25 protein-coding genes are annotated in these 26,361 nt (G+C 62.9%); 10 read left to right on the top strand and 15 right to left on the bottom strand.

Going from position 1 to position 26,361, the window contains the following annotated elements; all coding sequences use genetic code 11:
- Positions 1 to 19 precede the first annotated feature (19 nt).
- Together FBY10_RS24780 and FBY10_RS24775 are read left to right on the top strand one after the other, a co-directional pair.
- Positions 20 to 1,669 (top strand): VRR-NUC domain-containing protein, encoded by a 1,650-nt coding sequence (locus tag FBY10_RS24780; RefSeq protein ID WP_145338120.1) that lies wholly within the window; start codon positions 20 to 22, stop codon positions 1,667 to 1,669.
- Positions 1,666 to 3,927 (top strand): ATP-dependent DNA helicase, encoded by a 2,262-nt coding sequence (locus tag FBY10_RS24775; protein ID WP_131696372.1) that lies wholly within the window; start codon positions 1,666 to 1,668, stop codon positions 3,925 to 3,927. Before FBY10_RS24780 ends, FBY10_RS24775 begins: the two co-directional genes overlap by 4 nt.
- A 131-nt stretch (positions 3,928 to 4,058) precedes the next feature.
- Here FBY10_RS24775 and FBY10_RS24770 read toward each other — a convergent pair whose 3' ends face one another.
- Positions 4,059 to 5,009, bottom strand: coding sequence for an alpha-E domain-containing protein (locus FBY10_RS24770; protein ID WP_131696371.1), 951 nt, complete (start codon positions 5,007 to 5,009; stop codon positions 4,059 to 4,061).
- A 2-nt stretch (positions 5,010 to 5,011) separates the two neighbouring features.
- Positions 5,012 to 6,421 carry a circularly permuted type 2 ATP-grasp protein gene (locus FBY10_RS24765; RefSeq protein ID WP_131696370.1) on the bottom strand — a complete coding sequence of 470 codons (1,410 nt, stop codon included), beginning with the start codon at positions 6,419 to 6,421 and terminating at the stop codon, positions 5,012 to 5,014.
- A gap of 452 nt (positions 6,422 to 6,873) precedes the next feature.
- Here FBY10_RS24765 and FBY10_RS24760 point away from each other — a divergent pair, with 452 nt between their 5' ends.
- The 3 genes from FBY10_RS24760 (at position 6,874) to FBY10_RS31895 (ending at position 7,850) form a co-directional block, all read left to right on the top strand.
- Positions 6,874 to 7,419: a hypothetical protein gene (locus tag FBY10_RS24760; RefSeq protein WP_145338119.1), complete on the top strand. Its 546-nt coding sequence runs from the start codon at positions 6,874 to 6,876 to the stop codon at positions 7,417 to 7,419.
- 72 nt (positions 7,420 to 7,491) lie between these two features.
- Positions 7,492 to 7,704, top strand: a complete 213-nt coding sequence (locus FBY10_RS24755; protein ID WP_092358066.1) for a hypothetical protein — start codon at positions 7,492 to 7,494, stop codon at positions 7,702 to 7,704.
- 11 nt (positions 7,705 to 7,715) lie between these two features.
- Entirely contained in the window at positions 7,716 to 7,850 is a 135-nt protein-coding gene (locus tag FBY10_RS31895; RefSeq protein WP_256221203.1) for a hypothetical protein, read from the top strand.
- 71 nt (positions 7,851 to 7,921) lie between these two features.
- On the opposite strand, the gene FBY10_RS24750 is transcribed toward FBY10_RS31895, so the two are convergent.
- The 6 genes from FBY10_RS24750 to FBY10_RS24725 form a co-directional block, all read right to left on the bottom strand.
- Positions 7,922 to 9,274 carry a sodium:proton antiporter gene (locus tag FBY10_RS24750; protein WP_145338118.1) on the bottom strand — a complete coding sequence of 451 codons (1,353 nt, stop codon included), beginning with the start codon at positions 9,272 to 9,274 and terminating at the stop codon, positions 7,922 to 7,924.
- Between the two features lie 93 nt (positions 9,275 to 9,367).
- Positions 9,368 to 10,621, bottom strand: coding sequence for an EAL domain-containing response regulator (locus FBY10_RS24745; protein WP_145338117.1), 1,254 nt, complete (start codon positions 10,619 to 10,621; stop codon positions 9,368 to 9,370).
- 9 nt (positions 10,622 to 10,630) lie between these two features.
- Positions 10,631 to 11,017 (bottom strand): response regulator, encoded by a 387-nt coding sequence (locus FBY10_RS24740; protein ID WP_131696366.1) that lies wholly within the window; start codon positions 11,015 to 11,017, stop codon positions 10,631 to 10,633.
- Positions 11,002 to 12,351 carry a HAMP domain-containing sensor histidine kinase gene (locus FBY10_RS24735; RefSeq protein WP_131696365.1) on the bottom strand — a complete coding sequence of 450 codons (1,350 nt, stop codon included), beginning with the start codon at positions 12,349 to 12,351 and terminating at the stop codon, positions 11,002 to 11,004. Before FBY10_RS24735 ends, FBY10_RS24740 begins: the two co-directional genes overlap by 16 nt.
- 204 nt (positions 12,352 to 12,555) lie before the next feature.
- On the bottom strand, positions 12,556 to 13,119 hold the full coding sequence (locus FBY10_RS24730; protein WP_145338116.1) for a GNAT family N-acetyltransferase: 564 nt from the start codon (positions 13,117 to 13,119) through the stop codon (positions 12,556 to 12,558).
- An 18-nt stretch (positions 13,120 to 13,137) separates the two neighbouring features.
- Positions 13,138 to 14,061 (bottom strand): universal stress protein, encoded by a 924-nt coding sequence (locus FBY10_RS24725; protein ID WP_131696363.1) that lies wholly within the window; start codon positions 14,059 to 14,061, stop codon positions 13,138 to 13,140.
- A gap of 233 nt (positions 14,062 to 14,294) precedes the next feature.
- Between FBY10_RS24725 and FBY10_RS24720 the strand changes: the two genes are divergently transcribed.
- Together FBY10_RS24720 and FBY10_RS24715 are read left to right on the top strand one after the other, a co-directional pair.
- A complete protein-coding gene (locus FBY10_RS24720; RefSeq protein ID WP_145338115.1) occupies positions 14,295 to 15,368 on the top strand; it encodes an NAD(P)-dependent alcohol dehydrogenase in 1,074 nt (357 codons plus the stop codon).
- Between the two features lie 37 nt (positions 15,369 to 15,405).
- Positions 15,406 to 16,638, top strand: coding sequence for a DUF4010 domain-containing protein (locus FBY10_RS24715; RefSeq protein ID WP_131696361.1), 1,233 nt, complete (start codon positions 15,406 to 15,408; stop codon positions 16,636 to 16,638).
- Positions 16,639 to 16,654: 16 nt separating this feature from the next.
- On the opposite strand, the gene FBY10_RS24710 is transcribed toward FBY10_RS24715, so the two are convergent.
- From FBY10_RS24710 to FBY10_RS24680, 7 genes are read right to left on the bottom strand one after another with little or no spacing between them, the layout of a single operon-like run.
- Complete coding sequence (locus FBY10_RS24710) at positions 16,655 to 18,019, bottom strand: ATP-binding protein (protein WP_145338114.1); 1,365 nt, start codon at positions 18,017 to 18,019, stop codon at positions 16,655 to 16,657.
- Positions 18,016 to 18,678, bottom strand: coding sequence for a response regulator (locus FBY10_RS24705; protein WP_131696359.1), 663 nt, complete (start codon positions 18,676 to 18,678; stop codon positions 18,016 to 18,018). The genes FBY10_RS24710 and FBY10_RS24705 overlap by 4 nt, the downstream gene beginning before the upstream one ends.
- 26 nt (positions 18,679 to 18,704) lie before the next feature.
- On the bottom strand, positions 18,705 to 19,349 hold the full coding sequence (locus FBY10_RS24700; protein WP_131696358.1) for a tetratricopeptide repeat protein: 645 nt from the start codon (positions 19,347 to 19,349) through the stop codon (positions 18,705 to 18,707).
- Complete coding sequence (locus FBY10_RS24695; RefSeq protein ID WP_145338113.1) at positions 19,346 to 20,155, bottom strand: SDR family oxidoreductase; 810 nt, start codon at positions 20,153 to 20,155, stop codon at positions 19,346 to 19,348. The genes FBY10_RS24700 and FBY10_RS24695 overlap by 4 nt, the downstream gene beginning before the upstream one ends.
- Positions 20,142 to 20,816 (bottom strand): TenA family transcriptional regulator, encoded by a 675-nt coding sequence (locus tag FBY10_RS24690; RefSeq protein ID WP_145338112.1) that lies wholly within the window; start codon positions 20,814 to 20,816, stop codon positions 20,142 to 20,144. The genes FBY10_RS24695 and FBY10_RS24690 overlap by 14 nt, the downstream gene beginning before the upstream one ends.
- Positions 20,813 to 22,291: an AMP-binding protein gene (locus FBY10_RS24685; protein ID WP_145338111.1), complete on the bottom strand. Its 1,479-nt coding sequence runs from the start codon at positions 22,289 to 22,291 to the stop codon at positions 20,813 to 20,815. The genes FBY10_RS24690 and FBY10_RS24685 overlap by 4 nt, the downstream gene beginning before the upstream one ends.
- Positions 22,281 to 22,958, bottom strand: a complete 678-nt coding sequence (locus tag FBY10_RS24680; protein WP_145338110.1) for a thermostable hemolysin — start codon at positions 22,956 to 22,958, stop codon at positions 22,281 to 22,283. The genes FBY10_RS24685 and FBY10_RS24680 overlap by 11 nt, the downstream gene beginning before the upstream one ends.
- A 176-nt stretch (positions 22,959 to 23,134) precedes the next feature.
- On the opposite strand from FBY10_RS24680, the gene FBY10_RS24675 reads away from it, so the two are divergent.
- The 3 genes from FBY10_RS24675 (at position 23,135) to FBY10_RS24665 (ending at position 26,344) form a co-directional block, all read left to right on the top strand.
- Positions 23,135 to 23,677 carry a cytochrome b gene (locus FBY10_RS24675; protein WP_145338109.1) on the top strand — a complete coding sequence of 181 codons (543 nt, stop codon included), beginning with the start codon at positions 23,135 to 23,137 and terminating at the stop codon, positions 23,675 to 23,677.
- 164 nt (positions 23,678 to 23,841) lie between these two features.
- Entirely contained in the window at positions 23,842 to 25,374 is a 1,533-nt protein-coding gene (locus FBY10_RS24670; RefSeq protein WP_145338108.1) for a sugar ABC transporter ATP-binding protein, read from the top strand.
- Complete coding sequence (locus tag FBY10_RS24665) at positions 25,367 to 26,344, top strand: ribose ABC transporter permease (protein ID WP_027605811.1); 978 nt, start codon at positions 25,367 to 25,369, stop codon at positions 26,342 to 26,344. Before FBY10_RS24670 ends, FBY10_RS24665 begins: the two co-directional genes overlap by 8 nt.
- Positions 26,345 to 26,361 lie beyond the last annotated feature (17 nt).

Raw genomic sequence — 26,361 nt, 5'->3', positions numbered from 1 at the left:
TATTTGACCCACGCGTGCCATGCCCAATCCTCTCGACGATCCGCTCTATTACCTGCATAACTTCCGCCAGGTCCTGCATTGGTTGGGGCAACGCTATGCCGACCTGCTCGACCCAGACGAACATCATTTCATTCAGCAATTCGACAGGTTGCCGCAAGCATCCCAGGCGCTGTTGGTGCGCATGGTGATGCGCAAGGGCGTGCATTTTCGTGCGGGCAAGCTGCAATACGTGGAAATCGGTTGCCCCCATGCCGCTGCCGCGCCCCTGCGGGAATTGGGTTGGGTGGACGACAACCACCTGCTGGCATTTGAAGCATTATTCGCCTTGTTGCAAAAAGGCGAGATCCTCAGCAACTTCACACCCTGGATCGACCAGCCCAAGGGCAAGAAGGCCGATTGGCTGGAAGGGTTGGTGGCGCAGTTCACCGACGCGCGCAGTTTCGCCGACTGGTGCCCGGACCTCGCCGACACGCTGTACAGCCTCACCGTGATGGAGTTGTGTGATCGCCTGCGCCTGATGTTCTTCGGCAACCTGCACCAGGACTGGTCCGAGTTCGTGCTCGCCGACCTGGGCATCTACACCTATGAAAAAGTCGAGTTCTGCGCCGAATCACGGGGGTTGCGCAGCCGCGCCGACGTGCACGGTTTTCTGTTCCTGCACCAATGTCAGCAGGCTTTTGAACGCGGTGAGGCGCTGGCGCAGGTGCTGGCTGAGGTCGCCACGCTGAACACCGATAACCCCTGGCTGGAAAAGCGCCGGGCCAAGCTGTTGTTCCAGCTCGGCCAATATTGCGAGCGCCGTGCCGAGTTGGACCTGGCGCAGCAGATCTACCGCACTTGCGCTTACCCTGGCGCCCGCGCGCGGCTGATTCGCGTGCTGGAGCGCCAGGAGGATTACGTCCAGGCGATTGCCCTGGCGAACGCCGCACGACAGGTACCGGAAAGCGCCGCCGAATGGCAGCATATAGACCGGGTGTTGCCGCGCCTGCGCCGCAAACTGGGGGAGCCGGCGCTGCCCAAGACCAAGCCCCGCGAGGTCACGCGCCTGGACTTGGCCCTTGCGTTGCCGGAGCCGTTAGTCTCGGTGGAGTACTGCGTGCAGGCCCACCTGAGCGAGCCCGATGCACCGGTGCACTACGTGGAAAACGGCCTGATCAATTCGTTGTTCGGGCTATTGTGCTGGGAGGCGATCTTCGCACCGCTGCCCGGCTCGTTCTTCCACCCGTTCCAGCGCGGGCCGGCAGACCTGCACAGCGAAGACTTCCACGCGCGCCGTGCCCCCCTGTTTGACGCGTGTTTCGCGCAACTGCAGGACGAGCGCTACAAGACCACCATTCGTCAACGCTACCTCGATAAGTGGGGGATCCAGTCGCCCTTTGTGTTCTGGAACCTGCTCAATGAAGACCTGCTGGAACAAGCCCTGGCCTGCCTGCCGGCCGAACACCTGCGCTACTGGTTCGAACGGCTGCTGCTGGATATCCGCGCCAACCGCGCCGGCATGCCGGACCTGATCCAGTTCTGGCCGGCGCAAAAAACCTACCGCATGATCGAGGTCAAGGGCCCTGGCGACCGCCTGCAAGACAACCAGCTGCGTTGGCTGGAGTTCTGCGGCGAATACCAGATGCCCGTCACCGTCTGCTACGTACGCTGGGCGGAGCAACCGGCTTGAGCTACAGCGTGGCGGTGCGGGCGCTGTGTGAGTTCACCGCCAAGGTGGGCGACCTGGACCTGCGCTTTACCCCGTCGCCCAGCGCCCAGGAAGGCATTGCCGGCCATCGCACCGTGGCCTCACGACGCAGCGCGCACTACCAGAACGAAGTGGCTCTCGAAGGCGACTACCAGCAGCTCAAGGTGCGGGGCAGGGCAGACGGCTATGACCCGGACACCAACCGCCTGGAAGAGGTGAAGACCTATCGCGGCGACCTTGGTGCCCAGCCCGCCAACCACCGGCAACTGCATTGGGCGCAGGCCAAGGTGTACGGCTGGTTGATGTGCCAGAAGCTTGGCCTCACGGATATTGACGTGGCGCTGGTGTATTTCGATATCGTCGGCGAAGGCGAGACCCTGCTCAATCAACGTTTCCAGGCGGCCGAGTTGCAAGCGTTCTTTAACCAGCAATGTGCACTGTTTCTCGGCTGGGCCCGCCAGGAAATGCAGCACCGCGAAGCGCGCAACGCTGCGGCGCAGACCTTGAGTTTCCCCCATGCCGACTTTCGTCGCGGCCAACGCACTTTGGCCGAGTCGGTGTACAAGGCCGTCAGCACCGGGCGTTGCCTGATGGCGCAGGCCCCCACGGGGATCGGCAAGACCATCGGCACGATTTTCCCGCTGCTCAAGGCCTTGGCGCCCCAGCAACTGGATAAGGTGCTGTTCCTGACCGCCAAGACCCCAGGCCGCAAATTGGCGCTCGATGCCGCGCATGTGCTGCAGATGCAGACCAGCAGCCCCGACCTGCCGTTGCGCGTGCTCGAGCTGGTCGCGCGGGACAAGGCCTGCGAACACCTGGACAAAGCCTGCCACGGTGATTCCTGCCCCTTGGCCAAGGGCTTCTACGACCGCTTGCCCGCCGCGCGCATGGCTGCCTCCCAGGTGCGCCTGCTCAACCAGCGCAACCTGCGCGACGTGGCCCTGGCCCATGATGTGTGCCCCTATTACCTGAGCCAGGAGATGGCACGCTGGGCCGACCTGGTGGTCGCCGACTACAACTATTATTTCGACTTCGGCGCCATGTTGTTCGGCCTGGCCCAACTCAACCAGTGGCGCGCGGCGGTGCTGGTGGATGAGGCCCACAACCTGGTGGAACGTGCCCGTTCGATGTACAGCGCCAGCCTCGACCAGTACGGCCTCAAGACCCTGCGCGACAGCGCTCCCGACGTCTTGAAGAAACCTTTGCAGCGCCTGAACCGTGAATGGAACGCCCTGCACAAGGACCAGCTCGCGCCCTACCAGGCCTATGCCGACCGTCCGGAAAAACTCTTGCAGGCCCTGAGCCTGTGTATCCGCGCCATGGGCGACTACTTCAACGATCATCCCGAGTCATTGACGGGCGACCTGCAAGCCTTCTACTTCGAGGCATTGCACTTCGCCAAGGTCGCCGAGCTGTTCAACGAACACTTCATCTTCGATATCAGCAAGCGCCAGTTCAGTGGCAAGCGCAGCAGTTCGACCCTGTGCCTGCGCAATGTGGTGCCCGCCGAATTCATTCGCCCGCGTTTGACCGCGGCACGCAGCAGCGTGCTGTTTTCCGCGACACTGAGCCCACGCCATTACTACGCCGACCTGCTGGGCCTGCCGGCGAACACGGCATGGATCGATGTGGAGTCGCCGTTCAAGGCTGAGCAATTGCGGGTGCGCATCGTCGACGAAATCTCCACCCGGTTTGTGCATCGGGATACCTCGCTGGCCCCCATCGTCGACCTGATCGCCCATCAGTTTGCGCAACAACCGGGCAACTACCTGGCGTTTTTTTCCAGTTTTGATTACCTGCAACAAGTGGCGCAACGGTTGGCTGAGCGCCATCCGCAGATTGCGCTGTGGCAACAGTCGCGAGGCATGGCCGAGGCCGAACGCCAGGCGTTTCTCGAACAGTTCACCGAACATAGCCAGGGCATCGGCTTTGCCGTGCTCGGCGGTGCGTTCGGCGAAGGCATCGACTTGCCCGGCGCACGCCTGATCGGCGCGTTTATCGCCACCCTGGGCTTACCGCAATTGAACCCGGTCAACGAGCAGATGAAGGCGCGCATGGGCGCACTCTTCGGCGCCGGCTACGACTACACCTACCTGTATCCCGGCATCCAGAAAGTGGTGCAGGCTGCAGGCCGGGTGATCCGCAGCCAGCAGGACAGGGGCGTGGTGATGTTGATCGACGACCGTTTCGGCGAATCGCGGGTGCGCCCGTTGTTGCCGCGCTGGTGGGCAGTTGATTGAGTTACCCCCATCGATCTCGCAGGCCAGGCAAACCCTTCAGAAAGGCCAAGTCAATGAGCCCGCTGATCCCGCAAAAGATCCTTGTAAAGGAAGGGTATTGAGCTGTGCGTGCGCTGCCCGGCACTGAACGGTCAGACCACTTCCAGGTAAGAACTGTGGATCGCACGCGCCAACTCGCGCACGGTGTCGATGAACTCCGTGAGACGGCTATGCAGGCCATCTTCGAGAATCTCATCAATCCCGGTGTACCTCAGCCGCGCTTCGAATTCCGCCGCCAAGCGCTGTGCCGTGCGCCCATAACTGCCAGGCAGGTCGGCGAGGATATGGCTCAACTCTTCGATACAGGCATGCAACGAACGCGGCACATCGCTGCGTAGCAACAGCAGTTCGGACACCGACCGCGCGTTCAGCGCATTCGGGTACAACTCGGTATACGCCTCGAACGACGACAACGCACGGAGCAGGGCGCTCCACTGGTAATACCCGCGTGCCGACAGGTCGCTGACTTCCTCCGACTCTTCGCCGAACATCTCGTAGCGCGCGTCCAGCAGGCGCAAGGTGTTGTCCGCGCGCTCGACAAAGGTACCAAGGCGAATGAACCGATAGGCGTCATTGCGCATGATGGTGCCCGAGGTCGCGCCGCGGAACAGGTGTGAACGCTGCTTGACCCAGTCACAGAAGTGGCTGATGCCATGCCGCCCCAGGCCACCGGCGGCGATGCTGCGCATTTCCAGCCAGGTGGCGTTAAGGTTTTCCCACATGTCGGCAGTGATGCGTCCGCGTACCGCATGGGCATTGCCCCGCGCGGCGCGCAGGCAGTTGTAGATGCTGGCGGGGTTTTCTTCGTCGAGGGCGAAGAAGTGCAGCATGCGCTCGGCATCCAGGGTTTGGTGGCGTTCCAGGTAACTGTCCAGGGTGCCGCTGCTGAGCAGCGACATGGCCAGTTCATCCAGGCCATCGCTACGCCCGGCCTGGGGCATCAGCGACAGCGAATAACTGACTTCGAGCATGCGTGCCAGGTTCTCGGCGCGTTCCAGGTAACGGGACATCCAATACAGATCTGCGGCGGTTCTACTCAACATACTCAGCCCTCCACCACCCAGGTGTCCTTGGTTCCGCCGCCTTGCGACGAGTTGACGATCAACGAGCCTTCACGCAATGCCACCCGCGTCAGGCCACCGGGCACCAGGCGGGTTTCCTTGCCCGAGAGCACAAAGGGCCGCAGGTCGATATGCCGAGGGGCGATGCCGTTTTCGACAAAGGTGGGGCAGGTGGAAAGGCTCAGGGTCGGTTGGGCGATATACGCATGGGGGCGCGCCTTGATGCGTTGGCGGAAATCTTCGATCTCGGCAGCCGTGGCCGCCGGGCCGACCAGCATGCCGTAGCCGCCGGAGCCCTGGGTTTCCTTGACCACCAGCTCGGCCAGGTTGGCCAGCACGTGGGACAGCTCATCCGGTTTGCGGCACTGGAAGGTCGGCACGTTTTGCAGGATCGGCTCTTCATCCAGGTAAAACTTGATCATCGCCGGCACATAGGGGTAGATCGATTTGTCGTCCGCGACACCGGTGCCGATGGCGTTGGCCAGTACCACATTACCGGCGCAGTAGGCGGCGACCAGCCCGGGCACGCCGAGCATCGATTCAGGGTTGAATGCCTGCGGGTCGAGGAAGGCGTCGTCGATACGCCGGTAGATCACGTCCACGGCCTTGGGCCCGTCGGTGGTGCGCATGAACACCTTGAGGTCGTGCACGAACAGGTCGGCGCCTTCTACCAGCTCCACGCCCATTTCCCGCGCCAGGAACGCATGTTCGAAGAACGCGCTGTTAAAGCGCCCAGGTGTCAGCACCACCACATTCGGGTTGTCCAGGCGGCTGGCGCTTTTCAGGGTCTTGAGCAGCAGGTTGGGGTAGTGGTCCACCGGCGCGATGCGCTGCTTGGCGAACACTTCGGGGAACAGGCGCATCATCATCTTGCGGTCTTCGAGCATGTAGCTCACGCCGCTGGGGGTGCGCAGGTTGTCTTCGAGCACGTAGTAGGTGCCGTCGCCGTCGCGTACCAGGTCCACACCGGAGATATGCGAATAAATGTCGCGGTGCAGGTCCAGACCGACCATCGCCTTTTGATAACCCTCGTTGCCCAGCACCTGGTCCGCCGGAATGATCCCGGCCTTGATGATGCGCTGGTCGTGGTAGATATCGGCGAGGAACATGTTCAGCGCATTGACCCGCTGGATACAGCCGCGTTCGATCACGCTCCATTCAACGGCGGGGATGCTGCGGGGGATGATGTCGAAGGGGATCAGGCGCTCGGTGTCCTGCTCGTCGCCATAGAGGGTGAAGGTGATCCCGGCGCGGTGGAAGAGCAAATCGGCTTCGCGACGACGCTGGGCCAGCAGTTCCGGCGGCGTGTTGGCCAGCCAGCGGGAGAAATCCTGATAGTGCGCACGGCACACGCCGTTTGCATCATTCATTTCATCAAAGAAAGATCGAGCCATTCCAGTACCTTGTCAGTGCCGAGGGTTGCCTTGGGTGGCACTGCCGCTTTAAAAAACGCATTTTTTTATGAGCCCGTGGCTGATGGTGCCATCGGACCTGGTCCTTACTTTCTTATGGGGTCGGCTCTGGGTCGGGGGGTAACGAATGTTCCTGTATTCGGGCAGATGAATGGATAAAGCAATGCGTGTGCCGGAATGGGCATACAGCACTGGATTTCCCCTGGCGGAGACCGGGCCTGTTGCGGTGAGCGGGCTTGCCCCGCGTTGGAGTGCGAAGCGCTCCCAGGATTTTTGCGGCCGCTGCGCAGCCCAACGCGGAGCAAGCCCGCTCGCCACGGCAAGCCCCTCACCATAAAGGCGCGGTTTGCGCACCATAGTGGTGCATCAACAAACTTGAACTTCGCCCCAGCCCGAATCCTCTAACAGGTCTCAGTCCAGCACGGAGCACGGATGTGCCCAGAATCATTTCACCCGACACCCCGCAAGCGAACCTGACCGATCACAGCGAACACAACGCCAAGATCTTCGGCTCGCCCAAGGACCGTCTGGACTTCTACCGTCGCGAAATCCAGTACGAAACCTCGATCCTCGCCAACCGCACCGATGCCTACCTCACGGCGCAGTCGTTCCTGGTGATTGCCTTTGTGTCCGGCATGGGCAACCTCAACCCGGAGTGGGGGAAGTTGTTCACCCTGGTGGTGCCGGCGTTCCTGGCGTTGCTCGGTATCCTCAGTTCCCTGAATGCCTGGCCAGGTATTCGGGCCGCCTACGAAATCATCGATCACTGGCATTACAAGCAGAGCGAACTGCTGCGCAGCGAACCGCTGATGGGCATGGCCTACGATGAGTCGCCGCTGTTTTCCGAAATGGAGTCGTCCCATAAGGGCTATCGCAAGTCGCTGCTGTTCTCCATGCGCGTGCCGTGGTTGTTCATGGTGTTCTGGGTGATGCTGGGCGCCTATGCGTTTTATATCCAGGTGGATAACCCGGGCTCTTAAGCAATTGGAACTTCAGCGACCGGCGCGGGACCTTACCTTTACGCAGTCCGCGTTTTTCAAGCGAGGTGACCCATGAGCACAGACAAAGACCCCCAGACCAGCAACCGTAACGACCCGGCGATCGACGGCGGCGAACCGGCCCCAGGCACGGCGGCCGATGCACCGAAAGACCCGAAACCCGCCGCCGACCCCAAAGCCAAGGAAAACGACTACAGTCCAGACTTCAAGCCTGAGCGCGAGCCCAAGCCTGAAACCGATGCCGATATCGACACCCAAGGTGGTTAGAGGAGACGGTCATGTCCAAAGAACTGGAAGAAGAACTCAACGATCCGGGCAATGAAGACCCGGGTTCACTGATGGATGATGCGGAAGTGCCGCTCAACGATCTGGACGACGCAGCGGATGTGGGCAATACAGAAAAGCCCGATTAATCCCAACCATCCGTAGATACCGTCTTATCCAAGAGGTATCTACGGCGATTGATACCCGCGCCTACAAAACGTCAGGACTGATCTCTCGCCTGAGCACGTCGTTCATACCACGCCAGCATCGGCTGGGTACTCAGGCCATGAACGACGATGCTCAAGGCGATCACCGACAGGGTCAGGTTCACCGCGACCGCGCTGCTGGTGCCGATAAGGCCATGGTTGAGCGCGTAGAACAGATAGTAGATGCTGCCGATCCCGCGAATCCCGAACCAGCCCATCAACCCGCGCTGCCGGCGATTGATCAGGCCGCCCCAGGGCATCGCGAAGACACTGATTGGTCGGATCACGCAGAACAGCAATGCCGCCAGCGGCAACGCCCGCCAATCCCAATGGCTGACGAGCACGATCCCCAGCAACGTCACCAGGAACACTTCCATCGAGCGCTCCACCAGGCTGCCGAACGAGAGCATGTCGCCCATCATCACCCCTGCGGCGATCTGGGTGTCCGCCAGCTCGCTCACATCCCCCTGCAGCGCGCGCTCCGGCTCCACTTCCAGATGGCCCACCACCGGCAGCGCCAAATGCTCTGACGGAGTGCGCGAGTTGCCGGTTGACCTGAACTCTGCCTGACGCAAGCCGAGCCCGGCGGCGAACACCGACAGAAAGCCGTAGCCACCCAGCGCTTCGGCAACCACGTAGGCCAGGGCGATCAGGGCCAGGGTCAGGTAGTCATTGGGGGAGAGCGTGCTGTCACTGTTGGTGATACGCAGCCACAGCGTCGCGCGGCCAATGCCCCGGCCCATCCAGTACCCGATCAACAGCCCGGCCGGCACTGCCCACAGCAGGTTCTTCAACGCCCAGCCGCCCAGCCAGTCACCGTCAAAGCCGCCGTGCTGCATGAAGACCAGGGCAAAAATCACGAAGGGAAAGGCCGTGCCATCGTTTAACCCGGCTTCCCCGGACAGACCGAAGCGCAGCGCATCGTAGTCCTGTGCATTGTTGACCTGGACCAGGCCCGCCAGCACCGGATCGGTCGGCGCCAGAATGGCACCCACCAGCAGCGACACCCCCCACGACAGTTCAAACACGTAATGCAACGCCAGGCAGCTGCCGAGGATGGTCAACAGCATGACCGGGCCGGCCATACCGAACGCGATGCGCCAGGTGCGATGGCCCAGGGGCAGGCGCAATTTGAGCCCGCTGACGAACAATGAAAACAGCACCGCAACTTCCGTGAGGTGCTCCATCCAGCGGGCAGACTGCTTGATGTCCAGGTGCAGCAGGTCCACCCCGAGGGGGCCAATGCCCACGCCCAGCAACAGGCACACCGCTGAGGTGGTCACCGGCATCCAGCGCAGGTAAGAAGAGGTGAGGGCAAGGGTCAGCAGCACGGCGCCGAGAACGGCCATCCATAGAATAAAAGTCATCGAGCAGTATCCAGGGCCGTGGTCTATTCACGTTCGAGGATCCTGGCCGGCTGCTGGTTCAATGTGATTGCATCGGTTTGAGCGGGCCCAGTTCTACAGCGAAGATGCGCGCTCCAGCAGCAGCCGTTCCAGGGTGGCGGCGGGCAACGGTCGGCTGAACAGGTAGCCCTGGATCTGATCGCAGCCGGCTTCCTTGAGGAACGCCAATTGCGCCTGGGTTTCCACGCCTTCGGCCACCACCCGCAGGCTCAGGCTGTGGGCCAGTTCGATGATGGTGCGGGTGATCGCGGCGTCCTGGGGGTTGCTGGTGACCTCACGGATAAACGCAATGTCGATCTTCAGCGTGTCGATGGGGAAGCGTCGCAGGTAGGCCAGGCTCGAGTAGCCGGTACCGAAGTCATCAATGGAGATCTTCACGCCCATGGCGCGCAAGCGTTGCAGGCTGGCGATGGTGTGTTGGGTATTCTCCATCAGCGAGCCTTCGGTCAGTTCTACTTCCAGGCAATGGGGTTCGACGCCGGTCTCATTGAGGATGCGCGCAATATCGGCAATCAGGTCGCCCTCGATGAGTTGATGGCCGGAGACGTTCACCGACACCTCAACGGCGCCGATCGCGCTGCGTTGCCATGTCGCAATCTGCTGGCACACGCTGCGGATCACCCAACGCCCCACCTCCACGATCAAACCCAGGCTTTCCAGGACGGGGACAAACACCGCTGGCGACACCGCGCCGTATCCTGGGCGTTCCCAGCGCAGCAAGGCCTCCAGGGCGCATATCCGCCCGTCGGCCAAAGCGACCTTTGGCTGGTAATGCAGGGTGAACGCCTCGTGCTCCACCGCCTGGCGCAGGGCGTTTTCCAGGTCCTGGCGCGCGAGGTCGTGCACGTTCATGCGCGTGCTGTCGCCGGCATGTTGGCGTAGCTGCTGCTCAAGCAACTGGCTATGGCGCTTGAGTTGATCACCGTGGCTCTTGAGCCGCAGCAGGTTGCGCACGCGCAGCCACAGCTCGACCCGTTCCACCGGCTTGCTGATGAATTCCTCTGCGCCGGTTTCCAGGCCACTGACCCGTGCACTCGACTCGCTGAGTGCCGACAGCATGATGATCGGAATGCTCGCCGTGGCTGCGTCGCCCTTGAGCTGGCTGGCGACTTCGTAGCCGTCCATGCCCGGCATCATGATGTCCAGCAGGATCAGGTCAGGCGGCTGTTTGGCCACCAGTTGCAAGGCTTCTTCGCCGCTGCTGGCACTCAGGGTCTGGTAGCCCTCGTGTTGCAACAGGGTTTCCAGCAGCTTGCGAACCTGGGGTTCGTCATCAACGATCAACAGTGTTGCGGGTTGGCTGGCCATGGAGAGGACTCATCTGAGGGGCGAGGTGGTAGTGGGTTGCAACAACGTGTCGATCACCTGGTACAGCTCTTTGTAGCGCAACGGCTTGCTGATGTAGGCATCGCAACCGGCCAACCGGGTCTTTTCACGGTCTTCCTTCATGGCCATTGCGGTCAGCGCAATCACCGGGATATGGGCGGTGTGCGGGTCCTGCTTGAGCAGCGCGGTAGCGGCCAGGCCGTCCATGCCCGGCAGTTGGATGTCCATCAGGATCAACGCCGGCTGGGCTTCGCGGGCCAGGGTCAGGCCACTCTCGGCGTCGGCCGCCCACACCACCGTGTGGCCGGCGTTGACCAGCAGCAGTCGGGCCAGGCGCATATTGGCCTCGTTGTCTTCGACGATCAGGATATGGGCCATTCAGCCTCCGTGCCTCGGTGGAGTGGCAGCCACACCACAAACCGAGCGCCCTGGCCTTCACGGCTGGCCACCGCAACACTGCCGCCATGCAGGTCGGTGAGTTGCTTGACCATCGCCAAGCCCAGGCCAGTGCCTTCGAATTTGCGCGCCAGGCTGCTGTCGATCTGGCTGAAGGCCCTGAACAGCTTGCCCATGTCGTCCTCGGCGATACCGATGCCGGTGTCGCTGACGCTCAATTCGAGGAACTGCTGGTGGGCGCTGGGTTGCAGGGCAAACCCGTGCATCGGCCAATCGCCGGGCACCTGCCCGACCTGTTCGCGGGCCACCTGGCGCACCGCCAGGGTCACGGAACTGCCGTGCTCGCTGAATTTCACCGCATTGGCCAGCAGGTTGTAGATGATCTGCTTGGTCTTGCGCAGGTCCAACTCCAACGTGCCGAAGTCGTCCTGGCTTTCGAGCTTCAACTGAATGCGTTGCAGGGCGGCTTTTTCGCGCACGATCAACAGGCTGTTGGCGAGCAGCCCCGCCAGTTCCACGGACTCCAGCTCCAGGTCCATCATCCCGGCCTCGACCTTGGACAGGTCGAGAATGTCGTTGATCAGTGACAGCAGGTGCTGGCCGCTGGTGAAGATATCGCCGATGTACTCCCGTTGGATCTCGCTCATGTCGCCCACCAGCCCGTCCTTCAACGCCTCGGAAAAACCGATTACCGCATTCAGCGGCGTGCGCAATTCGTGGGACATGGTGGCGAGGAATTCGGACTTCATATGGCTGGCATGTTCCAGCTCCAGGTTCTTTTCCTCCAGCGCGCGCTCAAAGCCTTTGCGTTCGGCTTCTTCCTGCTTGCGTGCGGTGTTGTCGGTGCCGATCAACAGGTAGCCGATGATGGTGTCATGGCGGTTGCGCAGCGCCGTCACCGACACCATGGCCGACAGGCGGCTACCGTCCTTGCGGATATAGGTCAGCTCGTAAATATCCTCGATGCCACGGGAGGCCTTGAACACCAGCGCTTCGAAGCCCGGCGTGATCGGCGTGTCCAGCTCCAGGCTGAGGGCGGCGGCGCGGGTGATCAGTTCGGCGGGGTCGGAGATGTCGGCGGGGGTGATGCGGTTGAGTACATCGTCGGCGGCATACCCGAGCATGCGTTCTGCGCCGACATTGAAGATCTGGATCACGCCTTTTTCATCGGTGGCGATGCTGGAGAAGTAGGCGCTGTTGAAGATTGCGTCTTGCAGGGCACCGGTTTTCAGCAGGGTCTTCTGGCGTTTGAATTCGACGATTTTTTCGGCCCGCGATTGGGCTTCGGGCGGGGATACAGTAGCGGGTTTGTCCATGGCGGTGTTTTCCAGGCGGATCAAGCCCGGCCGTGTCGACGACAGGGCCGCAGAGCATGCTCACAGAAAATCGCGTGGACGCGATGAGGAGGAGATGAGGTCCCCGGACAATAGCAGATACCGCCCGTCGCGCGGTATGAATACACTCAAACGAACGTACGCCGGCACAGGGCGGCGGGCCGCCCTGTTAGCGTGCGGCGCGGCTTAGAGCGTCACACTGCTGATGACCTGGGTGCTGTCATCCGGGTCGATGACGCTGTGGAATCCCAAGGCATGGTTCAACTCGCGCAACGGCGCATTGGTTGCCGCGTCGACCGTGTACATGCGTTTGAAGCCATTGGCGCGCGCCGCCGTCATCAGGTGTTGCATCAAAATGCGCCCCAGGCCCAGGTGTTGCCACGCATCGGCTACGGTGACCGCGCATTCGCATGCATCCACCGTGGCCGCGGCATAGCGGGCCACGCCGATCTCGATGAGTTGGCCGTTGTCGTGCACCAGGGCGATAAAGGCCATGCGGTGCTGGTTATCGACATCCATCAATTGATCCATCAGCGTCTTGCCAGGCTCGTTGATTTCGCCCAGGAAGCGCGCGTGCCGCGATTCACGGGACAGGCCCTTGATGAAATTGTATTCCCGTTCACGGTCGTCGGCGCCGAGGGGGCGCACCAGTACATGGCGGCCATTGTCGAGTTGATCGAGCCAGTGCGGTTTCGGCAGTGCTGCGTAGGCGAGGGCGGCCTGCTGGTTACGTGCTTCGAGGGTAGGCATGGTGTGGGCTCCTGGCGGTCAGTCGAAGCGTTCGGGCGAGACCACCCAAACGCTGCATGGCATCTTGTACAGCAGCGATTCGGTGGTACTGCCCAGCAGTCGCGACAAGCCGCGATGACCGACGCGGCCCATGACGATCACATCAATGTTGTAGGCATCGGCGTAGCTGGCCAGGACCTTGGCCGGGCTGCCCAGGATCATATGGCGTTGCTCCGGCGGGATGCCGTTGCGCGCGGCCAGGTCATTGAACGCCTGGCCCTGCTCGGCGAACAGCAGTTTGGCCGCCTCTGAAGAGAAGAAGCCGGCGCCACTGCCAAATCCATACTCCTGGGTACTGAGGTCAGACAGATCGTGTGCGTAGACCACTTCCACCTCAGCATCACACGCGGTGGCGAGTTTGGTCGCTTCGTGCAGGATGCGGTCGTTGAGGCCTTCATAGCGGCCATCGCGATGAAACGGGTCGACCGCGGCCACGATCCTGCGCGGTAACCCATGCTGTACCCGGCTGACAAAGTGCAGCGGTACCGGGCATTCGCGCAGCAGGTGCACATCCAGCGAGGTGAACATCAGGCGCGACAGCAGCGATTCATGTTCGAGCGCCTTGATCACCAAGGCCATCGGCTCTTCCTTGAGCCGAATCAGCAGTTCCTTGAGCGGGTTTTCAACCCAGGCGACTTCGGTGGTGACCGTCAGCCCGAGGTGACGCAACGGCCTGGCCTGGTCTTCCAGCCACTGGTGGTGGCGCTCCACATAGCCCAGGCGCATTTGCTCCAGGGCCTGCTCGTTGACCAGACCGGCAGTGGCCAGGCCTTCCAGGTAGTCGAAGGCGAGGATATGCAGCGCGGCGCCTTCGGCCTTGGCCAGGGCGGCGGCGCGTTCGAGTGCCGGACTGTGCTCCATCAGTGGCGAAACCAACAACAGGTAACGTGCTTGAGCAGACATGGTGAACTCCCTTGTGAACCCGTGGCGGTGAAGGGCATCGGGCAGCGGTGACTTGGTCGATCATGCCCCGGGGGGCAGGGGCGCCATTGATCTGCATCAAGACGCCTGGCCGCCGGACAGGGCAGGCGACGTTCGGTCATGTGCATCGGCAAAGGGTTGACCATGATCAACGTTCAGCGCGCCGTCGCGGCGCAGTCTGGTCCCACCCCACACGCCCAGCAGGAGGTCACACCATGGCAACCATGAGAGCCGCTGTCTTCGTTGAGAAAAACCGCATCGTCCTCGAGGACAAACCGATCCCCGAGGTCGGCCCGCTGGACGCCCTGGTGCGGATCACCACCACGACTATCTGCGGCACCGACGTGCATATCCTGCGCGGTGAGTACCCGGTGGCCAAAGGGCTGACGGTGGGCCATGAGCCGGTGGGCGTCATCGAGCGGCTGGGCTCCCAGGTGCGCGGCTTCGTCGAAGGGCAACGGGTGATCGCCGGCGCAATCACGCCCAGCGGGCAGAGCTATGCATGCCTGTGCGGCTGCGGCGCCCAGGACGGTCCCGACACCCGCCACGGTTTCCGTGCCGCCGGCGGCTGGAAATTCGGCAACACCCTCGACGGCTGCCAGGCCGAATACGTGCTGGTGCCCGATGCGCTGGCCAACCTGTGCCCGATCCCCGATGGCCTGAGTGATGAACAGGTGCTGATGTGCCCGGACATCATGTCCACCGGCTTTTCCGGCGCCGAGCGCGGTGAGGTCAACATTGGCGACACGGTGGCGGTGTTTGCCCTCGGGCCGATCGGCTTGTGCGCGGTAGCTGGGGCACGGCTAAAAGGTGCGTCGATGATCATTGGCGTCGACGGCGTCAGCGAACGCATGGGCGTCGCCCGCGGCCTGGGCGCGACCCATATCGTCGACTTCAAGCAAGGCAACGTGGTCGAGCAGATCATGGCCCTGACCGACGGCCGCGGGGTGGATGTGGCGATTGAGGCGTTGGGCACCCAAGGCACGTTCGAGTCGGCCTTGCGCGTGCTGCGTCCCGGTGGCCGCTTGTCCAGCCTCGGGGTGTACTCCAGCGACCTGCGCATCCCCTATGACGCGTTTGGCGCAGGCCTGGGCGATTACAGCATCGTCTCGACCCTGTGCCCCGGCGGCAAGGAACGCATGCGTCGCTTGATGGCGGTGGTCGCCAGCGGCGGGGTGGACCTGTCGCCGCTGGTGACCCACCGCTTCAAGCTCGACGACATCGAGGCGGCCTATGAACTGTTTGCCCATCAGCGCGACGGCGTCATGAAAGTCGCGATTACCCCGTGAAGGCAGCGCCGGCATTGGGCCGGGCCGGCAGGTACGGATGACCGTTTCCCTCGAAATCGCCGGAGCCGCCGCCGCGCTGGGGATCGGCATGCTGGTGGGGCTTGAGCGCGAGCGCAGCAAGGGGCAGGGTGAACGTCGTGCCTTTGCCGGTCTGCGCACCTATTCAATCACCGCGTTACTGGGCTATGTCTCGCAGCAAGTCGGCGGCGCGCTGCTGCTCGGGTTGGTCGCGGTTTGCCTGGCGGTGATCGCCAGTACCGCGTATTGGAAGAGCCAGGACGAAGACCCGGGAATCACCAGCGAAGTTGCGTTGCTCACGGTGCTGGTGCTGGGCGCCCTGTGCGGAGCCAGTCCCGAGCTGGCCACGGCAATCGGCGTGGTCATGGTTGGTCTGTTGGCCTATCGCGACAAGCTGCACAACTTTGCCCGCAGCCAATTGACCGAAGCAGAAATGCGCGACGGCGTGCTGCTGCTGATTGTGGCGCTGGTGGTCTTGCCGCTGGCGCCGGATCGCTTCATCGGCCCCTATGGCGGGGTGAACCTGCGCACCATCTGCACCTTGACCGTGCTGTTGATGGCGGTAGGGGCGGTGGGGCATGTGGCGGTACGTATGCTGGGGCCTCGCTATGGTTACGCCATCGGCGCCGTGGCCTCGGGGTTCGCCTCCAGTACGGTGACCATTGCCGTCATGGGCCATCTTGTCGCCAAGGAACCGAAGCATCTGCGCACGCTCGCAGCGGCGGCGATTTTCTCGAATATCGCCACGGTGGCCCAGGCCGCACTGATCCTCGGTACCGTGGAGCCGGCGCTGCTGTCGCAGATGATGTGGCCATTGCTCGCCGGGTTTGCCACCACTGCGATGTATGGTGGATGCCTCATGCTCCGCGTGGCGCCGGCCGGCCAGGCCATCCGGGTAGGAGGCGCGTTCGACCTCAAGCTGGCGCTGATCATGGCGCTGACCCTGACCGGCATCACGTTCCTATCGTCCGTGATGCTTTATCACTTTGGCCAGGTGGGGGTGATGGTGACCGCCACCCTGAGCGGTTTCGCCGACGCTCACGCCACCACCGCATCGATTGCTGCCTTGGTCACCAGCGGCCAGCTCGCGCTCCACGCCGCACCGATCCCGGTGTTGCTGGCGATCAGTTGCAACTCGCTGAGCAAGTGCGTGGTGGCCTGGGTCAGCGGTGGCCGTCGATTTGCGGCCTATGTGATCGCCGGGCAGGTGTTGCTGACCGCCGCGATGTGGTTGGGCGCACTGGTCAGTTGATCGCCACCCAGGCGGGTCATCCAGGGATTTCCAAGGTCGCCCTCAAGCCGCCGGCCGCCAGGTTTTCCAGGCGCACCTGGCCGCCCAGGCGTTGGGCGATGGTTTGTACGATGGTCAGGCCCAGGCCGGCGCCCTGGGCATTGCCACGGCTGTAGAAACGCTCGAACAGGCGCTCACGCTGGCTCTCGTCGATGCCGGGACCCTGATCGTCGACGCTCAGGACCAATCCCTTGGCTGTTTTGCACAACCCCACGGTAATCACCCCATGCTCCGGGGAGAAGTTCGCCGCGTTGGTCACCAGGTTGGTCAGGGCGATATTGATTGCACCGGCATCGGTAGTTACAGGGTACTGGGCATCGTCGACATCGAACACCAGTTCGAGACCTTTGCTCAGCAGCCAGGGTGTCAACTGAATCAGCGTTTCACGCACCGTTGTCGCCAGGTCGATGGCCTGTACGGGGGGCAGCCCGGCGCTGGGTTCCAGGCGTGCCATGGTCAGCAATTGGTTGACCAGGCGGCTGGTGCGGTCGACACCGGTGATCAGGAAGGCCAGGGACTCGCGCCGTTCGGTTTCAGTGCCGGCTTCCAGCAGGTTTTGCGCGTGCACCCGCAATACCGCCAGGGGCGTGCGCATTTCGTGGGCGGCGTCGGCGATAAAACGCCGCTCGCGGCCGAGCATGTCCTGGATCTGCGCGAGCATGCGGTTCAACGCCGCCTGCATCGGCTCCAACTCCATGGGCAAGGGCGTCAGTTGCATCGGCTCCAGTGAGCCGGAATGCCGCGCGCGCAAGGTGGCGGCCATATCGGCCAGCGGCTTGAGGCCCCAACCGATGGCCAGCCAGACCATGGCCGCGAGGATCAGGCTGCCCAGGACGTTCGGCCATAACGTATGCCGCACGATGCGCTGGACCAGGTCGGAGCGCACGTCATCCCGCTCGCCGACCCAGATACGCAGGCCGTTGTCCTTGTCCTTGAGCACGAAACCGCGCCATTGGCGGCCATTAAGGTCCTCGATATTGCTGTACCCCGGCTGTGCGGGGGGCGTGGCGAATGAAGGGGCGCTGGCGGTAAACACCAGCAGATCGCCCTTTGGGTTCCACACCTGGAAGGCGATTTTGCTTTCATAGGGGTGCCCGTCCACCTTGGGCATGGCGTTGCCCAAGGCTTTGTTGAAGGCGCGATACAGGTCGGCCTGGTCCTGGCTGGCCAGCGGCATGCTCATGACGCCCTGGAGCAGGCGGGCGTTCTGCGCCAACTGCGCGTCGTAGACTTCGGCGATTTCGTGATTGCTGTCATGCAGGTTGAGCACGCTGATCACCAGCAGCCCGGTGAGCAGCAGGCCGATAATCAGGCTCAGGGTTCGCCGCCGAATCGAGGTCATTGGCGCTCCTCCACCAGGTAGCCCACGCCGCGCACGGTGCGGATCAGTTCACTGGAGAACTTCTTGCGCAGGTGATGGATATGCACCTCCAGGGTGTTGCTTTCGGCTTCTTCGTTCCAGCCGTAGAGCAACTGCATCAACTGGTCGCGGGTCATCACGCGGCCCGGCGGCGATAGCAGTTCGTGCAGCAGCTGATATTCCTTGGGGGTGAGCAGTACCGGCGCGCCGTGGTAACTGACCTGCTGCGTGCTCGGGTCCAGGCAGATGCCTGCGTGTTCGATCAATACCCGTGCCCGGCCGGCGCTGCGGCGCAGCAGTGCACGCAGGCGTGCCTTGAGTTCGGCCAGGTCGAAGGGCTTGATCAGGTAATCGTCGGCGCCGGCGTCCAGCCCGGCGATGCGGTCTTCGGTGGCATCCCGTGCGGTGAGGATCAGCACCGGCAGGTTGGAGCTGCTGTCACGCAGGCGCCGCAGCACCTCCAAACCGTCCATGCGTGGCAGGCCGAGGTCGAGCACCGCCACGTCAAAGGTTTCGCTCAGCAGCGCATGCAAGGCACTGCTGCCATCCTGCAGCCAGTCGACGGTGTAGCCCTCACGCACCAGCGCCTGGTGAATGCCTTCGCCCAATGCCACGTCATCCTCGATCAGTAAAAGGCGCACGCAGACTCCTTGTCAGTAGAGTGTTGTCAGTTGAGTTTTTTGTTGATGTCGGCCAGCACGCTTTCGATCTCTTTGCGCCGCCCGGTATCGGCGGTTTCCCGGCCCGGACGAGGTGCGGCCAGCAGGGCTTTTTGCAAGGCATCACGGGCTTCGCCATAGCGTTTTTGCCGGTACAGGTGGTCGCCCCAGAAGTACAGACTATCAATGCCCGTCGGGTTCAGTTGCAAGGCCTGTTTGAGTAACAGTTCAGCCTTATCGGCATCGCCAAAGCCGATTGGCCAGCCGGGCACCCGGTCGTACAGGGCGGCCAGGCTGGTATAGGCCGAGCCTTGCAGGGCCTTGGGGTCGAGGTCGAGGGCTTTTTCCAGGTCGACCTTGGCCGCCTTGACCTTGCTTAACGCGCCGAGCCCGCCCTGGGCGCCGGCCCAACTGCTGGTGACGATGCCTGACCAGATCCACGCCTCGGCGGCTTGGGGGCGGTCGTGGGTGAAGGCCGTGGCCTGGGTGGCGAGTCGTTCAAAGGCCTGGGGCCGCTGCTCCTCGGGCAGGTTGTATTGGATGTGCGCCCAGCGCGTCTGGATGGCGTTCAGGCGTTGTTGGTCGACGGCGTCCATCGCCCAGGTGAAGGGGCTCAGGGCGGTGAGCAGCAGCGCGGTAAAGAGTTTTTTCATGGCTTGGGGTCCTTATTCTCAAGTGTGTCGCTCAGGCGGCGTACCAGCGGCAGCTGTTTACGCAAACCCCGGTCGACCAGGTTAGGCAGCAGGCTGTTGAGGCGCACAAAGAAACGCTCCGGCCAGCCCAGGTACAGATCGCGACGCTGGTTGGCAATGGCTTGGATCACGGCCGATGCCACGGTATGCGGGTCATCGACGTTGGATTTGAGTGCATCGTTCAAGGCCTGCGCCGCCGGGCTGTTCATCGAGGTACGGGTCGCGCGCGGTGCCACGTACAGCACGCCGACGCGGGTGTCGGCCAGTTCCCGGCGCAGCGCTTCGGAAAAGCCGCGCAAGGCAAACTTGCTGGCGCAGTAGGTGGCGTAGCCGGGATAGCCGATGGAGCCATAGGTGGAACCGACATTCACCACCATGGCGCTCGGTGCCTGCTTGAGCAGCGGCAGCAGCAGCTTGGTCAGGCAGATCGGCGCGGTGATGTTCAGCGCCAGCATGCCGTTGATGTCGCTGTCTTCGAGTTGCTCAAGCATGGCGAAGTGATTGATGCCGGCGGCGTTGATCAGCAGGTTGATGCCGCCGATGGCTTCGGCGGCGGCCAGCACCTTACGGCGGTCGGCGAGGAAGGTCAGGTCGGCACCGACCCAGCAGAGTTGCTCCGGGTAGCGCTCAAGCAACCCCTCCAGCGGTGCACGGTGGCGGGCCACGGCCAGCACCTGCGCACCACTGGCGCACAGGGCGGTGGCAATCGCCAGGCCGATGCCGCCGCTGGCGCCGGTCAGCACCACGCGCGTTTCAGACAGGCGCATGGGGCGCCTCCCCGAGACGCGGCAGGCTGCGGAACATATCGGTATAGAGCGCGTACACCACCTTGGAGGCGCGAATCACGGCGGCCTGGTCGTCGGGGTCGTCCAGGCTGTTCATCAAGCGGCGGTAGGTTTCCATGTGGCCGATGTCCAGCGACCCGTGGGAACTCAGGTAGCTGAACGCCGTTGCCGGCAGTTGCAAGCGTTCACGAATGCTGCCGGCCGCGTGGGTGGCCAGGGCGATGCTGGTGCCTTCCAGCACATTGACCATGCCGAACAGGCCGACCGGGTTGTCACGGGCGATCAGGTCGTAGAGGTAACTGACCATCAGCTCGATGGGCAAACCGGGGCGCCCGTCACGTACCGCATCGTCATCGCCGCCGCAGGCGGCAATGTCATTGAGCACCCACTGCTCGTGGCCGTATTCATCCTCGATGTACTCGCAGACGGCCTTGCGCAGCCATTCCAGGCGCGAAGGCAGGCGCGCACCGCAGGCCATCATCAACGGCACCGTATGCCGCACGTGGTAGTAGGCCTGGGCCAGGAATGCGCGATAGCTGTCCAGGCTGACCTGGCCCTCCAGGGCGTCGCGGATGATCGGCAGGCTGAACAGCGCCTGGCGTTCCTGTTGAGTGGCTTCTTGCAGCGTGTCGAAAAAATTCACGATGAGGTTTCCTCGTTGAATGCTGGGGCAAATTGGGTTTGATAACGGGCGACGATGGCGTCGCGCCGTGGCCGGCCATTGGCGGTGAGCAAGCCATTGGCGGCGGTGAAGGGTTGCGTCAGGCGCGTCCAGCGATGCACCTGGGCGTAGTCGGGCAGGCCGCTGTTGGCCTCGTCCACGGCGGCGGCCAGTTGTGCGTCGGTGCAGTCTGGGCGATGGGGCCAGAGCAGGGCGTGGTTCTGCGGCAGGGCTTCGCCATACACGAACGCCTGGGCGATGACACCGCCCTGGGTCAGCTCGGCCTCGACCCAATCCGGGTTGACGTTGCGCCCGTAACTGGTGACGAACTGATGTTTTTTGCGGCCCTTGAGGTAGAGAAAACCGTCCTCGTCAAAGGCGCCGAGATCGCCGCTGGGCCACCATTGCTCGGGCTGGTCTGTCTGCCCCAGGTAGCCGAGCAACGTCGAGCCCTTGATCAGCACTTCATCGTCTTCGGCCAGGCGGATTTCCACGTGGGGCAGTGGCCGGCCGACGCTGCCAGGACGGTGTGCCCCGGGACGATTGAGGCATACCACCGAGGCGCATTCCGACAGCCCGTAACCTTCATACACCGGTACGCCCAGTTGCTGCGCACGCTGCAGCAAGGCCTTGGAGACGCGCGCTCCGCCGACGGCGGCAAAGCGCAGGCCCTGGGGGCTGAAGGCCTTTTGCTCGGCAGCAATCACCAGCATCAACAGCAATTGCGGCACCAGGATCAGGCTGTGGGGCTGACGGGTAGCCAGGCAGCCGAGCAATTGTGCGGCGTCCACCGCGCTGGCGCCCTGGATGCCCAGGCTCTTCTGGCTGGGCAAGCTGAGGGTGGCACCGGCGTAGAGCGCGGCGTAGCAACCGAGGTTTTCCAGCAAAATCGCGATGGGCAACAGCGCCAGGTGATGGCGTGGGTCACTGCTGTGGCTGGCCTGGTACAGCTCGCGGGCCACCCGCAGCAGGCTGTCGGCGCTCAGGCACACGCCCTTGGGCGCGCCGGTGGTGCCGGAGGTGAACGTCACCTTGGCCGTGCCGGCGGGTATCGAGGGGCGGCCCTCAAAGGTGCGGCACCAGAATTCGCCGCACGGTTGATAGCCGTTGGCGAGCAATTCAGCCTCCAGATGCGGCTCGGCGATCACCCGTTCGGCGTGGCTTTGTTCCAGGCAATGGGCGCGCTGGGCCGGGCTGAAGAACGGCGGCAAGGTCAGGCAGGTCAAGCCTTCGAACAGCACTGCCAGGTCCCACAGCATGGCCTCGACGCCATTGTCCAGGGCCAGGGCGACCACCTTGACGCCTTCTTCGCGCAGGCGCTCCTGTCGATACGCCACTTCGGCGAACATCTGGGCGTAATCCATTTTCAAGCTGTCGCCCCACAGGGCGATGGCGCCATCGTTGCGTTCGGCATGGCCTCGCAGTACGGCGTGGAAGCGGCGGGTTTCAGGCGACATGGCTGGCGTCCTCGAGGGCGGTTGGCAACCCCAGGCGTGAAAACAGGCCCATGTTGCGCAAATGGATGAACCCGGCGCGGATATTGCCGACATGCACCCACGGTTGGCTGTCGTAGTAACTGCCCCAGTGATGGCGCTCATCGCCCAGGCGCTGCGGGTCGGCCGCGCACAGGGTCACGGGCTTCAAGCCCAGGCGGTGGAAGCTGTTGACCAGGCCGATATTGCCGGTGAACGCCACCCACTCCAGGCCGCCCATGGCCAGCAGCCAGGTAATCGCGATGATGCTCAGGCGCGCACTGCCGGTGTCGCTGGCCGCGAGGTTGCCGACTTCGGCGATGGCGCCGCGCTCCACGGTCTGTTCGGCAGCGGCACTGATCAGCGGGTCGATCGGATGGTCCAGGTAACGCTCCAGGAACAACGGCTCGGCGCTTGCCAGGCGCACCCCGGCAACGGCGCACAGCTCGCCACTGGCCTGGCTGACGCCAAACAACTGCGGCATGAAGTGGCGGATATCGGCGCCGTGGGCAAGGCGAAAACGTTGTTGGATAAACGCCTCGAAGGCAGGTCGCTGCGGGTCTTGGGGCAGGGCGCGGGACAGGCGCATCGGTGCACTGTCGGCATGGCCGAACAGCAGCGGCAAGGAAATGTTCCAATCGATATCGGGCATTGGCATTACGCCTCCCCAGTGAAGTTGGGAGGAGTATCGGAGGCATTTCTTAACGAAGTCTGAAGGTGGCAAAAGGATATTTTTCGCCATCTTCAGACTGCCTTAAGGCTTCGCGGGCAGGGTCGCGCGGTCTTTCCACGGCTGCTTGCGGCCACCACCTGCACAAGGCTCTTCCCATGACTGAACATCTGGTGATACAGCGCTACACGAAGCTGTCGATGACCCTGCACTGGCTGATGCTGGCGCTGTTTGTCGGCGTTTACGCCTGCATTGAAATCAAAGGCCTGCTGCCTCGCGGCCATGCACTGAAGGGCGTGTTACTCGGCGGTCACGCGCTGTTCGGTATCGGGATTTTCCTGCTGGTCTGGCTGCGCCTGCTGGGACGCCTGGCGCCGCGCCCGGCGATCCTGCCGCGTCCACCGGCCTGGCAGACTGCCGTGGCGCACCTGATGCACCTGGCACTATATGGCTTGATGATCGTGACGCCGCTGCTGGCCTGGCTGATGCTCAACTCCGCAGGCAAGCCCGTGCCGTATTTCGAGTTTGCCTTGCCATCGCTGGTGGCGGTGGACCCCGACCAGGCCAAGCAATTCAAGCACTGGCATGAGTGGCTGGGCAGCGCTGGTTATTGGTTGATCGGCCTGCACGCTTTCGCCGGGCTGTTCCACCATTACTGGGTGCGCGACAACACCCTGGTGCGCATGCTGCCAAAACGTTAGAAATGCCAAAATCACACTTTATGCGCCTGATGAAACGTTTCTTCTAGCGACAAACGGCTTACGCAAGCGCTTGCGTAAGTAAATGTATCTGATTAGAGTCGGTGGCAATCGGCTCTGATCAAAGGGGGCCGAACGACAAAAATAATAAAACCAGGAGCTCATTGATGAGCCTTGAACCCTTGCTTGAGATGCAGGGCATCAGCAAAACCTTCAACGGTTTGCGCGTGCTCAAGAATGTCGGCCTGAAGGTCTACCCCGGCGAAATCCACGCCTTGATGGGGGAGAACGGCGCCGGCAAATCGACCCTGATGAAAATCCTCTCCGGCGCTTACCAGGCCGATCCCGGCGGTGAAATCCGCATCGACGGTCAAGCCGTCCCCACGTTCAACCCCGCCACCGCCAAAGCCCTCGGCATCGCCGTGATCTACCAGGAACTGAGCCTGTGCCCGAACCTGAGCGTGGCCGAAAACATCTACCTGGGCCGTGAGTTGCGCCGTGGCTGGACCATTGACCGCAAGGGCATGCAAGCCGGTTGCGTCGAAGTCCTGCAGCGCCTGGGCGCCGAATTCACCCCGGCAACCAAGGTCAGCAGCCTGTCGATTGCCGAGCGCCAACTGGTGGAAATTGCCCGTGCCTTGCACGCCCACGCCAGGATCCTGGTGATGGACGAACCGACCACGCCGTTATCGTCCCGCGAGACCGACCGCCTGTTTGCGCTGATCAAGCAGCTGCGCAGCCAGGGCCTGGCGATCATCTACATCAGTCATCGCATGGCCGAGATCTATGAACTGTCGGACCGTGTCTCGGTGCTGCGCGACGGCCAATACATCGGCGAACTGACCCGCGACGCGCTGTCGGCCGAAGTCCTCGTGAAGATGATGGTCGGCCGCGACCTGTCCGGTTTCTACAAGAAGGAACATGCCGCCTACGACCCCGGTGCGGTGGTGATGCGCGTGCGTGACATGGCCGATGGCAAGCGCGTGCGTAACTGCAGTTTCGACCTGCATGCCGGTGAAGTGCTGGGTATCGCCGGGCTGGTGGGGGCAGGGCGCACCGAGTTGGCGCGGCTGATCTTCGCCGCCGACCCGCGCACCAGCGGCACCCTGGAAGTGGTGGGCAAGACCGTGACGCAACTGCGCAACCCGGTGGATGCGATTCGTGCCGGCGTGGTGTACCTCACCGAAGACCGCAAGGCCCAGGGCCTGTTCCTGGACATGAGCGTGGCCGACAACATCAATGTCTGCGCCTGTGTGCCGGATGCCCGCGCCGGTGGTGTACTCGACCGTGGCCTTGGCTTGAAACGTGCCAATGAAGCCATCAAGTCACTGTCGATTCGCGTGGTGTCGGGCAAGGTCAATGTCGGCGCGTTGTCCGGCGGCAACCAGCAGAAGGTCCTGCTGGCGCGGCTGCTGGAGGTCAAGCCGCACGTGCTGATCCTCGACGAACCCACACGCGGCGTGGACATCGGCTCCAAATCCGAGATCTACCGCATCATCAATCAACTGGCGCAGGCCGGCGTGGGCATCGTGGTGATCTCCAGCGAGCTGCCGGAAATCATCGGCACCTGCGACCGGGTGTTGATCATGCGCGAAGGCCAGTTGGTGGCCGAAGTCGGCGGGGCCTCCGGTCACGTCATCTCCCAGGAACGTATTATTGATCTCGCCACCGGTGGCGATCAGGTGGTTGCCCATGGCTGATTCAATGATTGCTACAACAGGCAAGGCAGAACGTGCCCGCGAACTGATGCGCACGGTCGGTATGTTGCCGGTGCTGATTTTGCTGCTGGTGGGCTTCGCCCTGGCCAGCGAGAACTTCCTGACGATGCAGAACCTGTCGATCATCACCCAACAGGCCTCGGTCAATGTGGTGCTGGCGGCGGGCATGACCTTTGTGATCCTCACGGCGGGTATCGACCTGTCGGTGGGAGCGATCCTGGCGGCGTCGGCCGTGGTGGCGTTGCAGGCGTCAATGTCGCCGCAGTTCGGCATGTTCGGGATTGCGGCCGGTATCGGCTTCGGGCTGCTGCTGGGCCTGGTCAACGGTGGGTTGATTGCGTTCATGCGCCTGCCGCCGTTTATCGTCACCCTTGGCGCACTCACCGCCATGCGTGGCCTGGCGCGCTTGCTGGCCGATGACAAGACCGTGTTCAACCCCGACCTGCCGTTTGCCTTTATCGGCAACGACTCGATCCTCGGCGTGCCGTGGCTGGTGGTGATCGCCGTGGCGGTGGTGGCACTGTCGTGGTTCATCCTGCGCCGCACGGTAATGGGCGTGCAGATCTATTCGGTGGGCGGCAACCCCGAAGCGGCGCGACTCTCCGGGATCAAGGTGTGGAAGGTGCTGCTGTTCGTCTACGCCATGTCGGGCGCCTTGGCCGGGCTGGGTGCGGTGATGAGTGCCTCGCGCCTGTTCGCCGCCAACGGCCTGCAACTGGGGCAATCCTACGAGCTGGATGCGATTGCCGCCGTGATCCTCGGCGGTACCAGTTTTACCGGTGGCGTCGGCACCATCGGCGGCACGCTGATCGGCGCGCTGATCATCGCGGTGCTCACCAACGGCCTGGTGCTGCTGGGGGTGTCGGACATCTGGCAATACATCATCAAGGGCATCGTGATCATCGGCGCGGTCGCGCTGGATCGCTATCGCCAGTCCGGTGCGCGGACCTGATTTCACTCCCATAACAA

Source organism: Pseudomonas sp. SJZ103 (assembly GCF_007828335.1).
Classification (GTDB): Bacteria; Pseudomonadota; Gammaproteobacteria; order Pseudomonadales; family Pseudomonadaceae; genus Aquipseudomonas.
The sequence above is the reverse complement of the archived record's forward strand: the minus strand, read 5'-3'. Positions and strand labels throughout refer to the sequence as shown.

Coding starts and splice junctions, on each gene's coding strand:
- FBY10_RS24780 (WP_145338120.1), top strand. CDS start 20: ATGCCCAATCCTCTCGACGATCCGCTCTATTACCTGCATAACTTCCGC.
- FBY10_RS24770 (WP_131696371.1), bottom strand. CDS start 5,009: ATGTTGAGTAGAACCGCCGCAGATCTGTATTGGATGTCCCGTTACCTG.
- FBY10_RS24765 (WP_131696370.1), bottom strand. CDS start 6,421: ATGGCTCGATCTTTCTTTGATGAAATGAATGATGCAAACGGCGTGTGC.
- FBY10_RS24755 (WP_092358066.1), top strand. CDS start 7,492: ATGAGCACAGACAAAGACCCCCAGACCAGCAACCGTAACGACCCGGCG.
- FBY10_RS31895 (WP_256221203.1), top strand. CDS start 7,716: ATGTCCAAAGAACTGGAAGAAGAACTCAACGATCCGGGCAATGAAGAC.
- FBY10_RS24750 (WP_145338118.1), bottom strand. CDS start 9,274: ATGACTTTTATTCTATGGATGGCCGTTCTCGGCGCCGTGCTGCTGACC.
- FBY10_RS24745 (WP_145338117.1), bottom strand. CDS start 10,621: ATGGCCAGCCAACCCGCAACACTGTTGATCGTTGATGACGAACCCCAG.
- FBY10_RS24740 (WP_131696366.1), bottom strand. CDS start 11,017: ATGGCCCATATCCTGATCGTCGAAGACAACGAGGCCAATATGCGCCTG.
- FBY10_RS24735 (WP_131696365.1), bottom strand. CDS start 12,351: ATGGACAAACCCGCTACTGTATCCCCGCCCGAAGCCCAATCGCGGGCC.
- FBY10_RS24730 (WP_145338116.1), bottom strand. CDS start 13,119: ATGCCTACCCTCGAAGCACGTAACCAGCAGGCCGCCCTCGCCTACGCA.
- FBY10_RS24725 (WP_131696363.1), bottom strand. CDS start 14,061: ATGTCTGCTCAAGCACGTTACCTGTTGTTGGTTTCGCCACTGATGGAG.
- FBY10_RS24720 (WP_145338115.1), top strand. CDS start 14,295: ATGGCAACCATGAGAGCCGCTGTCTTCGTTGAGAAAAACCGCATCGTC.
- FBY10_RS24715 (WP_131696361.1), top strand. CDS start 15,406: ATGACCGTTTCCCTCGAAATCGCCGGAGCCGCCGCCGCGCTGGGGATC.
- FBY10_RS24710 (WP_145338114.1), bottom strand. CDS start 18,019: ATGACCTCGATTCGGCGGCGAACCCTGAGCCTGATTATCGGCCTGCTG.
- FBY10_RS24700 (WP_131696358.1), bottom strand. CDS start 19,349: ATGAAAAAACTCTTTACCGCGCTGCTGCTCACCGCCCTGAGCCCCTTC.
- FBY10_RS24695 (WP_145338113.1), bottom strand. CDS start 20,155: ATGCGCCTGTCTGAAACGCGCGTGGTGCTGACCGGCGCCAGCGGCGGC.
- FBY10_RS24685 (WP_145338111.1), bottom strand. CDS start 22,291: ATGTCGCCTGAAACCCGCCGCTTCCACGCCGTACTGCGAGGCCATGCC.
- FBY10_RS24680 (WP_145338110.1), bottom strand. CDS start 22,958: ATGCCCGATATCGATTGGAACATTTCCTTGCCGCTGCTGTTCGGCCAT.
- FBY10_RS24675 (WP_145338109.1), top strand. CDS start 23,135: ATGACTGAACATCTGGTGATACAGCGCTACACGAAGCTGTCGATGACC.
- FBY10_RS24670 (WP_145338108.1), top strand. CDS start 23,842: ATGAGCCTTGAACCCTTGCTTGAGATGCAGGGCATCAGCAAAACCTTC.
- FBY10_RS24665 (WP_027605811.1), top strand. CDS start 25,367: ATGGCTGATTCAATGATTGCTACAACAGGCAAGGCAGAACGTGCCCGC.